We start from the raw sequence: 11,088 nt of genomic DNA, 5'->3' as shown, positions 1-11,088 counted from the left end.
AATCATGAATGATTATTTGTTTTCGGGCATTTTAATAGCCTCTAGCTTTATTGTCGGTTGTATAATTTATTTTTTTGCTGCATTTTTAATTAAACGGCGGGATACTATTTCCTTAAAATTGTTTAAGGTCAACCTGGGGCTTCTCAAAAGTCCGTTACGTTTTTTGATACCAGCTTTATGTATCGCGGGGGTCATCCCTTTATTACGTCTACCGGAAAAGGCGCGCGGCTTTATCGGCCATTTTATCTATATCCTGCTTATTGCGTTGTTTGGTTGGGTCGCTATTAAGATTGTCTATATTCTTCGCGATGCGTTTTTGAACCGTTATGATATCACGGTTCGGGACAATGTGCGTGCTCGTGGTATGCATACGCAAATGCGCGTGATCGCCAATATCATGATCGTGGTCATAGTTTTGTTAACCGTTTCCTTTATGCTGATGAGTTTCCCGCAAGTCAGGCATATAGGTGTAAGCATATTGGCCTCGGCAGGAATTGTCGGGGTAGTTATAGGTTTTGCCGCGCAAAAAACGCTGGGGAATCTCATCGCCGGCATTCAGATAGCCATTGCCCAGCCAATTAGGCTGGATGATGTGGTCATTATCGAGGATGAATGGGGCTGGATCGAGGAAATTACCCTCACTTTTGTGGTAGTGCGTATTTGGGACCTGAGGCGTTTGGTAGTCCCCATATCATATTTTCTCGAAAAACCATTTCAGAATTGGACGCGGACTTCAGCAGATTTACTGGGAACTGTTCTTATCTATACCGATTACACCGTACCCGTGAAAGAAGTCCGTAATGAATTAACGCGTATTCTCAAAAACAGCACAAAGTGGGATAAAAAGGTCGATGCGCTGCAGGTTACCAATGTAACTGACAAAACAGTCGAGTTGCGGGCGCTTATGAGCGCAGCGGATTCTCCCGCTATGTGGGACTTACGTTGTGAAGTCAGGGAAAATCTTGTGGAGTTTTTACAACGACGCTTCCCCGAATGTTTACCGCGGACACGCATTGAAATGAAGGGATAATCATATGAGACGAATACTATTGTTTATTTTACCGATCCTGATCATCGTTGCCTTGGTCTTTACGGTATTCGGCATAGTGCAAGTTAATTTTGAAGAAGGCAAGTTGATGGATGACCTTCAAAGAAAGGCAAAAACTGTTGCCGAAAGCACCGAATTATCCGTAAAGTACGTTTTGATCAACAACGACTTAAGATCGACTAACCGTCTTACGGAAAGCTTTCAAAAGAGAGAAAGGCTCCAGGGATGCGTGATTTACGACAAGGATGGCAAAGTATTGTCGATCACCTCCAGGATATCCGATTGGGGACAGAAAGACAAGCCTTATATTAAAGAAGCATTGGAGACGAAAAATCCCCGCGGAGCGCTGGAAAAATTCAAGGAATATTCCGTGTACAGCTACGTCCTTCCTGTTCTGGATGACGAAAAAAATGTTTTGGGTGTGGTAGAGGTTGTTTACGATACCTCGTATGTTTTTACGACGCTGACGGAGCTATGGAGGCATGTAAGCACTGCCCTGATAATTTTGGTCGTATCTATCACGTTAATCATGGTGTTGCTGCAGAGGCGGATATTTATTTTGCCCGTTCTCCAGCTTACCGAGTGGTTCCATCTTTTTCAAAAAGGCGAGATAGACAAACAGCATCCGATAACGAAAGAAAAAGGCGCGTTTGGAAAACTTGCCAGTGAAGTCGAGCAGATAGCTTTGAGTTTAAGGATCGCGCGTAAAACAATCTCCGGTGAAGCTCAAGTTCGCTTAGAGAATGAGGATTTGTGGACAGAAGCAAAGCTCCGAAACGTTGTCCTTGCCAAGTTAGGCGAAAACGCTTTATGCGTGGTCTCAAACAGGGAACCTTATATGCATGTCATCGAGGACACAAGCGGGGAAACCAGGTGTATTAGGCCTGCAAGCGGCGTTGTTACCGCCGTAGACCCCATATTGCAGGCTTGCGGCGGGACATGGATCGCTCACGGAAGCGGGAATGCGGACAGAAAATTTGTAAACTCCAAGAACAAACTAGCCGTTCCGCCTGAAGATAACCGTTATATTCTCAAAAGAGTCTGGCTGACAAAAGAGGAAGAGCAGGGTTATTACTATGGTTTTTCCAATGAAGGATTATGGCCGCTTTGTCACATTACCCATACTCGGCCCCTATTTCGGGAGTCCGACTGGCAGATGTACAAGGAAGTAAACCAGAAATTTGCCGACGCCGTCTTGGAAGAGTTGCCCGCGAAAAATCCCCTTGTCTTTATTCAGGATTATCATTTTACGCTTCTTCCTAAGATGATAAAGGAAAAACAACCTAACGCGACCGTAGCGCTATTCTGGCATATACCGTGGCCGAATCCCGAGATATTCGCTACCTGCCCCTATCAAAAAGAAATTCTGGATGGAATGTTAGCTTGTGATTTGATAGGTTTTCATGTGCAATATCACTGCAATAATTTTCTCGATACTGCAAACAGGCTTCTCGAATCCCGCGTTGACACGGAAAAATTTAGCATAGTACGGGCCGGAAAAGAGACTTTTGTCCGCGCCTTCCCGATAAGCGTAGATACTTATATGGGTGAGACTACTAAGCAGGATTTAGCTGAAATAGACGAATTATCTAAGGAATTTGAGCTGGAAGGCAAGATAGTCGCTGTCGGGGTGGAGAGGATCGACTACACGAAGGGACTAATAGAAAGGATGTCCGCCATAGACAGGTTTTTGGAGAAATATCCTCAATATAAAGGTAAGTTTGTTTTTCTTCAATTGGCAGCTCCAAGCAGGATCCATATAAAGCGCTACCATGACCTGATGGCGGAGATAGATGAGGCGGTCGAGAAAGTCAACTGGAAGCATTATGACGGGAACTGGAAACCGATCATATACTTAAAGAGGCATTTTTCTCCGGAAGAGATCAAGCCGTATTATGCTTTAGCGGATGTTTGCATCGTGAGTTCCCTGCATGACGGGATGAATCTGGTAGCAAAGGAATATGTTATCTCAAATAAGAATCTGGACGGCGTTTTGGTCCTGAGCCGTTTTACGGGGGCCGCGAGGGAACTGACAGACGCGGTCCAGATAAATCCTTATTCTATAGAAGAATTCGCCGACGCCATAAAATTTGCGGTGGAAATGCCTGCCGAAGAGAGGAAAAAACGCATGGAAAACATGCGTAAAATAGTTACAGAAAATAACGTGTACCGCTGGGCAGGCAATATAATTACAGAACTGACGGCGCTGAAAAAAAGTTAGAAATAGGCGCACCGGGAGAATAAATTGACCGAAAAAATAGTCTTATCTGCCTGGATCATGTGGGGGCTTGCCGGGATAATCGTAACGGTATTTGTCCTGCCTTTCCTGGTAAAGAGAATAGAGCGGGATTTAGAGATTTTTCTTTTTGTCATGGGTTTATCGGCGGTGACGATCTCTCAATTGTGGAGTAAACATTTGGTCTATGAGGCATTGGTCGAGCCGATAAAGATCAGCGTTGCGGTACTGGTGGCCGGGTTGCTCTTCCGTTATGTCAGGGACCGCATACGGTCGACAATTAGTAAAGTTATCCGTCAAATAGGGGTTAAATGGGTATTCTTTTTGGTCGTGGTATTATTGGGGGTCATGTCAAGCGCGATCACTGCGATCATCGCTTCTTTGGTTTTAGTGGAACTGGTTACCGGGATGAAATTTGACAAAAAGACCGAAACTAATTTTGTGGTCATAGCCTGTTTTTCCATAGGATTGGGAGCCGCCCTCACTCCGATCGGCGAACCTTTGTCTACGATCGCTATATCCAAATTGAAAGGGCCCCCTTTTAATGCCGATTTTTGGTTTTTGGTGAAATTACTGGGATTATATATTTTACCGGGAATCCTGGTCCTGGGTTTTTTGGCCACATTTATAAGACCCAAAATCTCCGAAAAGACGACCTTAGCCGAAGACAGGCCGGAGATAGTAAAAGACATTTTTATCCGCGCGGGTAAAGTTTATCTTTTTGTGATGGCTTTGATTTTTTTAGGCAAGGGATTTAAGCCTATTATAGACGCCTATGTAGTCCAGATGTCGGCTAAAGGGCTGTATTGGCTCAACATCGTTTCGGCTATTCTGGATAACGCGACCTTAACCGCCGCCGAGATCACGCCAAAGATGGATATAGGACATATTCGGGCGATACTTATGGGCTTGCTGGTCTCAGGAGGGATGCTTATCCCCGGGAATATCCCTAATATCATCGCAGCGGGAAAGCTAAATATCCCCAGCCGGGCTTGGGCCAGATTAGGGATACCCTTAGGGCTCATACTAATGCTGGGATATTTTTTAGCGGTTTTCTGGATATGAAGTATCTTTTTAATCATTGGGGTCATTTAAAGGAAGATCTGAGAAATAGCCGCATTATACTTTTTTTAGACTACGATGGAACATTGACCTCCATCGCAGACACTCCGGATAGAGCAGTTCTTTCTAAAGAAGCCAGGGATATATTGTATGAATTATCAAAGAACCGGGGGTGTAAGCTTGCCGTAATCAGCGGCCGGTCATTGAAGGACATAAAGAGCGTCGTCGGCTTAAAAAACATCATCTATTCCGGCAACCATGGCCTGGAGATCGAAGGGCCTAAATTGAAATTCGAAAGCGTCGTCCCCTCGGGCTTTAAAAAGATAGTCAGGAAAATAAAACTCGATCTGCTCAGAAGGCTCGCTCATATAAAAGGCGTCATACTGGAAGACAAGGGCTGTACGTTAAGCGTGCATTACCGCCTGGTAAATGAGGATAATATCCATTTAGTCAAAACGGCGTTCCACGAGGCGATAATATATTATTTGGTCGGCAATAAGATAAAGATAAATACCGGGAAGATGATACTGGAAGTAAGGCCTCCCATTGAATGGGACAAGGGGAGATCTGTGATGTGGCTTCTCGCAAGGCAGGTATTCGTGTCGGGAGGGGATCCGGTATTGCCGGTTTATATAGGCGATGACGTGACCGACGAGGACGCTTTTTCGGCCTTAAGGAAAAAGAGTTTGACCATATTTGTAGGCATGCCTAAGAAGTCCAAAGCGAAATATTATCTTAAGAGCCACAAGGATGTATTGAAGTTCTTAAGGATGGTTAACGGTTTAAAGAAGGAACAGGAACATGGCAGAGATACGGAAAGCAAGAGAATCCTTTAGATTCTATACGAGGATGCATCTTTCCGAGTTAACCGGATTGAGGGCCTCGACCTTAGGGCAATTGCTCGAGCTTATGAAAGTGGTGAACGGTTCCTGCATATATCACCATACTCACAGGTTCCTGCAGCAGCACCAGCACCTTTCGCCGGAACCGCCGAACGATTTTGCGTATTGGGTGACAGAGGTAATGGGCGATGATGAGTTAGGAGAGAAGCTGGCGAGCATAGACGTCATACAGTTTAATACTATCCGCAGCTTAAGGGAGAAGCTGGTCGAGGTGATCGAGTCGTATCTGGCCGAGAACCCGACGGCAAAGATCAGGTTCGCGGGGGAAGGCGACGAATTCCATTTCGTGAAGTCGGTAAGCTTCGTGCTTCCGACCAAATATGAAGCGTATGATTTGAAGGATTTCATAGATATTTTAGATAAGATAACCATAGATTCCATTTATTATCACGTCTTTGAGGCGCGCCTGAGGCTTGAAAAAAATACGAACGATTTTTCGAATTGGATAATGAATTCGGTCGGCGATGAGCGGATGGCAAGGGAGATATCTCAGCTTGATCCTTATACTTTTACCCTGGAGGGTTTAAGGGATAAAGTGATCGGGATAATCAAGAGAAGGATGCCGGCCTGATATGGGGAAAATAGACGAATATATCCCTATCGTGGGACAGCCGACAATAGACGACCTAAGGCTTCTTGCCGAGAGGTTAAGAGGCAAGGTGATCCAGAATATCAATTCAACCTCGGTCGGCGGAGGCGTGGCGGAGATACTGAACAGGATGATACCCCTCTTAAAAGAGCTCGGGGTAGACGCGCGGTGGGACCTGATAAAAGGGGGAGAGCAGTTTTTCGAGGTCACCAAGAATTTCCACAATGCTCTTCACGGAGTCAACGTGGAAATTTCAAAAAAGGATTTCGATATATTCCTGGAAACAAGCCGCATGAATATGGAAGAGCTGGATACTTACGGAGACATCGTATTTATTCACGATCCCCAGCCCGTGGTCCTGGTTGACAAGAGGAAGGAAAATAAATGGGTCTGGCGTTGCCACGTAGATGTCTCCGAGCCGAATCAGGATGTCTGGGGATTTCTTAGGGGTTATATCGATAAATATGATGCGGCAGTCTTTTCAGCTCCGGCCTTCTCCCAGAAATTGCCAATAAGGCAATTTCTGATATCTCCCTCGATCGATCCGTTAAGCGACAAAAATAAGGAGCTTTCACAGGAGACGATAGATTCGGTATTAAATAAATACGAAATTCCGAAAGATAAGCCTATAATCACGCAGATATCGCGTTTTGACAGGTTGAAGGATCCTCTGGGAGTTTTAAAGGTATACAGGCAGGTAAAGAGATACGCCGATTGCCGGCTAATTCTTGCGGGAGGAGGGGCCTCGGATGACCCGGAGAGCGCGGAAGTTCTGCTTGAAGTAAAAGAGGCCGCAAAAGGCGACCCAGATATACATGTGCTTTTGCTTGCGCAGAACGATATTGAAATAAACGCGCTTCAAAGAGCTTCAGCGGTGATCTTGCAGAAATCTTTAAGAGAAGGTTTTGGCCTTACAGTCTCCGAAGCCTTATGGAAAGCGAAACCGGTTGTAGCATCCAACGTCGGCGGCATACCATTGCAGATAACGCATAAATATTCGGGACTACTTTGTCATTCCGTCGAAGGGGCGAGTTTTGCCGTAAAACAGCTCTTGAGCAGCCCGGATTATGCCCGCAAATTAGGCGAGAACGGAAAAGAGCACGTAAGGAACAATTTTCTGATAACGCGCCATTTGAAAGAGTATATGTTATTATTTCTTTCGTTATATCATCCGGAGGATATAGTTTATTTATAAATAATAAGGAGGACCTATATTTGAAACCGAGCGGTTGGATATTTCTAATTATTTCCTGGACATTCATTTTAGGCTTGGGGGTTTTCTGCTTTAGAAGAATATTTGAAAAAGGTCTTGACGGAGAAGGGAAGAAGACAAAGAAAAGATCAAAATAAAGGAGGTATTTATCTATGGGAATTAATTTATCAAAAGATTGGCCGGTTTATGTTCTTTTGGGCTTTGCAGCATTATTTTTTATCTATGTAATAGTTAGAGGTAATCTTGACGCTAGGAAAGATAAGAAAAATCAAGATAAAGAAAAAGAGGAGACCAAAGAAAAGAAATAAGATATAATGATCGGCCGATGCCCGGACAAAACGGACGTCCTGCTTCACAGGATTTCGCCAGATAAAAGCTCAAGGTGCTCAAATTCCGCAAGGAAATCCCTCCCTGATCCCCAATAATCCTTGATATGGTAAAATATTACCTTTATAATAAAACCGGCTAAATTAGAAAGGTTTCCCCTCGGCTGAAAGGAAGATATAATGGTTGCGGCCAAAAGTAGTCATAGGGAACATCATCGTACGTACCGGATTGGTTGGTTACGTGCCGCAGTTTTGGGTGCGAACGATGGGATAGTGTCGACCGCAAGCCTCATTGTGGGCGTAGCTGCAGCTCACGCGTCCAGAGGTTCAGTATTGGTCGCCGGCGTCGCCGGTTTGGTCGCAGGGGCGATGTCAATGGCGGCCGGCGAGTACGTATCGGTAAGCTCACAGGCCGATACCGAAAGAGCAGACCTGGCGCGCGAGCGCAAGGAACTCGATGTAGATAATGAAAACGAGCACAGGGAGCTGGCGTCAATCTACGAGGGCCGGGGACTGGATCCGCCGCTCGCAAAACAGGTCGCCGAGCAATTGATGGCCCATGACGCATTGTCGGCACACGCCCGTGACGAACTCGGCATCTCTCTTAATTTCATCGCTCACCCGTTACAAGCCGCGTGGGCATCGGCAGCGAGTTTTTCTATCGGCGCAGCGATGCCGCTTCTCATCGTGTTTGTAGTACCGGGAACGAAATTGGTTCCCGTTGTTTTTGGGGTCACGCTTGTTTTTCTCGCGGTGTTAGGGGCGCTGGCGGCATTCGCCGGCGGAGCACCCATAGCGAGAGCAGCTGTTCGCGTTACGTTTTGGGGAGCATTAGCAATGGCGTTGACGGCCGCCGTGGGTGCCCTTTTTGGAAAAATCGTGTAATTGGTATAACCTTGCCAAGAATTCCCATAAAAAAAGCGGTAAATTTATCTTGAAAAAGGGTAATTATGTGTTAAACTCTGCCCACGTGGGCAATATAAGGAGAAACAATGAAAAAGGAGGTATCATTAAATGATCTATATAAAAAGGAGCAAAGGTATGAATATGTTTAAGTACGTTTTCGTCACACTTCTGGTAACATTCACTATATCATGCGGCGGACTCCAGGGTTTTCAATCAGAAACTCAAGCTGTTGCCGCGACCGCTATTGACAAAGCTGAGAACCTCGCGCCGGTGCCGGCAATTGAAACACGCATCAACGACCTGCTGAAGCAGATGTCGCTGGCCGAAAAGCTTTCGCTTTGCCACGCCAACTCGAAGTTCAATACCGCTGGGATCGAACGGCTGGGGATTCCCCGTGTGGCGATGTCTGACGGCCCGCACGGAGTACGGCGCGAAACCGCCGCCAACTCCTGGGAGCCTGCGGGGTGGGAGGATGACTACGTGACCTATCTCCCGACCGGCTCTGCGCTGGCGTCGACTTGGAATCGGGAAATGGGACGCCGATTCGGCGAAACATTGGGCGCGGAGGCGCGTCATCGTAACAAGGACATCCTCCTGGGCCCAGGCATCAACATCGTCCGCACTCCAGTCTGTGGCCGCAATTTCGAGTATTACGGCGAGGACCCGTACCAAGTCGGCCAGATGGCGTCCGAGGTGGTGCGCGGCATCCAGAGCAACGATGTGGCGGCGTGCGTGAAGCACTACGCGCTGAACAACCAGGAGTGGAACCGCGGCTGGGTCAACGTGGTGGCCGACGAGCGCACCCTGCGCGAAATTTACCTGCCGGCGTTCGAGGCGGCCGTCCGCGCGGGTGCCTGGACGGTAATGACCTCCTACAACAAGTTCCGGGGACAGTGGTGCGGAGAGAACAAGTACCTAATGAACGACATTCTCAAGGGGGCGTGGGGGTTCGACGGTGTCTGTATTTCGGACTGGGGCGGAACGCACAGCACGCGCGATGCCGCGGTGAACGGGCTCGATATAGAGATGGGCACGTCGGACAACTACGACACCTTCTTCTTTGCGAATCCCCTTCGGCAGGCCGTCGAGCGCGGGGAGATTCCGGAGAGCGTCGTCGACGACAAGGTCCGGCGGATCCTCCGCTTCATGATCCGGGCCGGTATGATTGATCCATCGACACGCAAGACCGGATCGCGCAATACCGCCGCAAACCAGCAGGCGGTCCGGGATGTCGCCGGCGAGGCGATGGTGCTGCTGAAGAACGACGGCGTCCTGCCGCTCGACATTAACAAGACACTGAAGCTCGCTGTGATCGGCGAGAACGCTGTCATACAGCATGCGAATCAAGGCGGCAGTTCGGCGATCCGCGCGCTTTATGAGATCACCCCGCTCGAGGGGCTGAAACGCAAGGGCGGGGGAATGGTTAAGATCACGTACGTGGAGGGTTACCGGGACACGGGCGACACCACGGTTTTCGAGGCGATCAGCGACACGTATGTGCAGACCACAGATCCCAAGTCCGGCATCCGGAGTTGGAAGGGTGAGTACTTCAACGACCGTAATCTGAACGGTCAGCCGGTCGAGATCCGGTATGAGAAGGCCATGGACTTTAACTGGAAGGATCTGGGTCCGGCCGCAGGTGTACCCAAGGATAACTTCTCCGCGCGGTGGACGGCCGATATCCTGCCGACTGCCAGCGGGATCTATCACTTGGGCCTTACGAGCGACGACGGTTCAAGGCTGAAGATCAACGGCAAGGTGGTGATCGACAACTGGGCCGACCATGCCGAGGAACGTAAGGACGCGAAGATCGAGTTGACCGCGGGCCAGACCTACCACTTCGAGGTGGAGTACTACGAATCCAGCGGCGATGCAATGGTTAAACTGGGTTGGGTTAGGCCGGACTCCCGCGTCGGCCCCGAAGTCGAATTTGCCGAGGCGATCAAAGCGGCTCGCGCGGCCGATGCCGTGTTGGTGTTCGCGGGCCAGAACCATCAGTACGACAAGGAGGGTGAGGACCGTCGCGACATCCGGCTGCACGGGCGGCAGAACGAGTTGATCGAGGCAGTCGCGGCGGCCAATCCGCGCACCGCCGTGTTCCTGGTCTCCGGCAGCGCCGTCGAGATGCCGTGGATCGACAAAGTGCCCTGCGTGGTCCAGGCGTGGTACGCCGGCATGGAAGTCGGAAACACCGTGGCCGACATCGTATTCGGTGACATCAACCCCTCCGGAAAGCTGCCGATCACGTTTCCCAAGCGGCTCGAGGACTGTCCTGCCCACGCAATCGGGCAGTACAACGATAAGGACTGCGAGTACAAGGAGGGCCTGCTGGTTGGCTACCGTTACTACGACACTCGGAACGTGGAACCCCTTTTCCCGTTCGGGCACGGATTGTCCTACACGACATTCAAGTACAGCAACCTGAACGTGGACCCCAAGACCCTTGTCGCTCGCGTGGACATCACGAACACGGGCAAGCGCAAGGGCAAGGAAGTCGTGCAACTCTACGTCCACGATGTCGAGTCCCGCCTGCCCCGCCCAGTGAAGGAGCTCAAGGGGTTCGAGAAGGTGGAGTTGGCCCCGGGCGAAACGAAGCAGGTCATCTTCCGTTTGGACGAGCGAGCCCTCGCGTTCTACGACGCTGAGGCGAAGGGTTGGGTCGCCGAACCCGGCGAATTCGACATCCTCGTCGGCAGTTCATCCCGCGACATCCGGCTCCAGGCCCGCTTTGCGTATGCGGCGCGGCAGGGAGATGCCGCCTTTAATCCCTAAAAATCCTTGATATAGCAAGATATTATACCTATAA

General features: G+C 49.0%; 9 protein-coding genes. All 9 read left to right on the top strand.

From position 1 onward, the window contains the following. Positions 1-4: 4 nt before the first annotated feature. Complete coding sequence (locus tag PHO67_07620) at positions 5-1,030, top strand: mechanosensitive ion channel (GenBank protein ID MDD5547000.1); 1,026 nt, start codon at positions 5-7, stop codon at positions 1,028-1,030. A 4-nt stretch (positions 1,031-1,034) separates the two neighbouring features. After that, positions 1,035-3,269 (top strand): trehalose-6-phosphate synthase, encoded by a 2,235-nt coding sequence (locus tag PHO67_07615; GenBank protein ID MDD5546999.1) that lies wholly within the window; start codon positions 1,035-1,037, stop codon positions 3,267-3,269. Between the two features lie 57 nt (positions 3,270-3,326). Beyond that, entirely contained in the window at positions 3,327-4,349 is a 1,023-nt protein-coding gene (locus PHO67_07610; GenBank protein MDD5546998.1) for a DUF1646 family protein, read from the top strand. Continuing rightward, positions 4,346-5,182: a trehalose-phosphatase gene (gene otsB, locus PHO67_07605; GenBank protein ID MDD5546997.1), complete on the top strand. Its 837-nt coding sequence runs from the start codon at positions 4,346-4,348 to the stop codon at positions 5,180-5,182. Before PHO67_07610 ends, otsB begins: the two co-directional genes overlap by 4 nt. Continuing rightward, complete coding sequence (locus tag PHO67_07600; GenBank protein ID MDD5546996.1) at positions 5,148-5,819, top strand: DUF5752 family protein; 672 nt, start codon at positions 5,148-5,150, stop codon at positions 5,817-5,819. The genes otsB and PHO67_07600 overlap by 35 nt, the downstream gene beginning before the upstream one ends. Before the next feature lies 1 nt (position 5,820). Next, positions 5,821-7,032, top strand: coding sequence for a glycosyltransferase (locus PHO67_07595; protein ID MDD5546995.1), 1,212 nt, complete (start codon positions 5,821-5,823; stop codon positions 7,030-7,032). A 170-nt stretch (positions 7,033-7,202) separates the two neighbouring features. After that, positions 7,203-7,358 carry a hypothetical protein gene (locus PHO67_07590; protein MDD5546994.1) on the top strand — a complete coding sequence of 52 codons (156 nt, stop codon included), beginning with the start codon at positions 7,203-7,205 and terminating at the stop codon, positions 7,356-7,358. Between the two features lie 198 nt (positions 7,359-7,556). Beyond that, a complete protein-coding gene (locus PHO67_07585; GenBank protein ID MDD5546993.1) occupies positions 7,557-8,261 on the top strand; it encodes a VIT family protein in 705 nt (234 codons plus the stop codon). A 156-nt stretch (positions 8,262-8,417) separates the two neighbouring features. Then, on the top strand, positions 8,418-11,054 hold the full coding sequence (locus tag PHO67_07580; GenBank protein MDD5546992.1) for a glycoside hydrolase family 3 C-terminal domain-containing protein: 2,637 nt from the start codon (positions 8,418-8,420) through the stop codon (positions 11,052-11,054). The last annotated feature ends 34 nt before the right edge of the window (positions 11,055-11,088 follow it).

The sequence above is a fragment of the Candidatus Omnitrophota bacterium genome, from assembly GCA_028716565.1.
Lineage (GTDB): Bacteria > Omnitrophota > Gorgyraeia > Pluralincolimonadales > Pluralincolimonadaceae > Pluralincolimonas.
This window is presented reverse-complemented; position numbering and strand designations above follow the sequence as displayed.

Bases quoted from the DNA above. Each gene is read 5' to 3' on its own strand.
- PHO67_07620 (MDD5547000.1), top strand. From the start codon at position 5: ATGAATGATTATTTGTTTTCGGGCATTTTAATAGCCTCTAGCTTTATT.
- PHO67_07615 (MDD5546999.1), top strand. From the start codon at position 1,035: ATGAGACGAATACTATTGTTTATTTTACCGATCCTGATCATCGTTGCC.
- PHO67_07610 (MDD5546998.1), top strand. From the start codon at position 3,327: ATGTGGGGGCTTGCCGGGATAATCGTAACGGTATTTGTCCTGCCTTTC.
- otsB (MDD5546997.1), top strand. From the start codon at position 4,346: ATGAAGTATCTTTTTAATCATTGGGGTCATTTAAAGGAAGATCTGAGA.
- PHO67_07600 (MDD5546996.1), top strand. From the start codon at position 5,148: ATGGCAGAGATACGGAAAGCAAGAGAATCCTTTAGATTCTATACGAGG.
- PHO67_07595 (MDD5546995.1), top strand. From the start codon at position 5,821: ATGGGGAAAATAGACGAATATATCCCTATCGTGGGACAGCCGACAATA.
- PHO67_07590 (MDD5546994.1), top strand. From the start codon at position 7,203: ATGGGAATTAATTTATCAAAAGATTGGCCGGTTTATGTTCTTTTGGGC.
- PHO67_07585 (MDD5546993.1), top strand. From the start codon at position 7,557: ATGGTTGCGGCCAAAAGTAGTCATAGGGAACATCATCGTACGTACCGG.
- PHO67_07580 (MDD5546992.1), top strand. From the start codon at position 8,418: ATGAATATGTTTAAGTACGTTTTCGTCACACTTCTGGTAACATTCACT.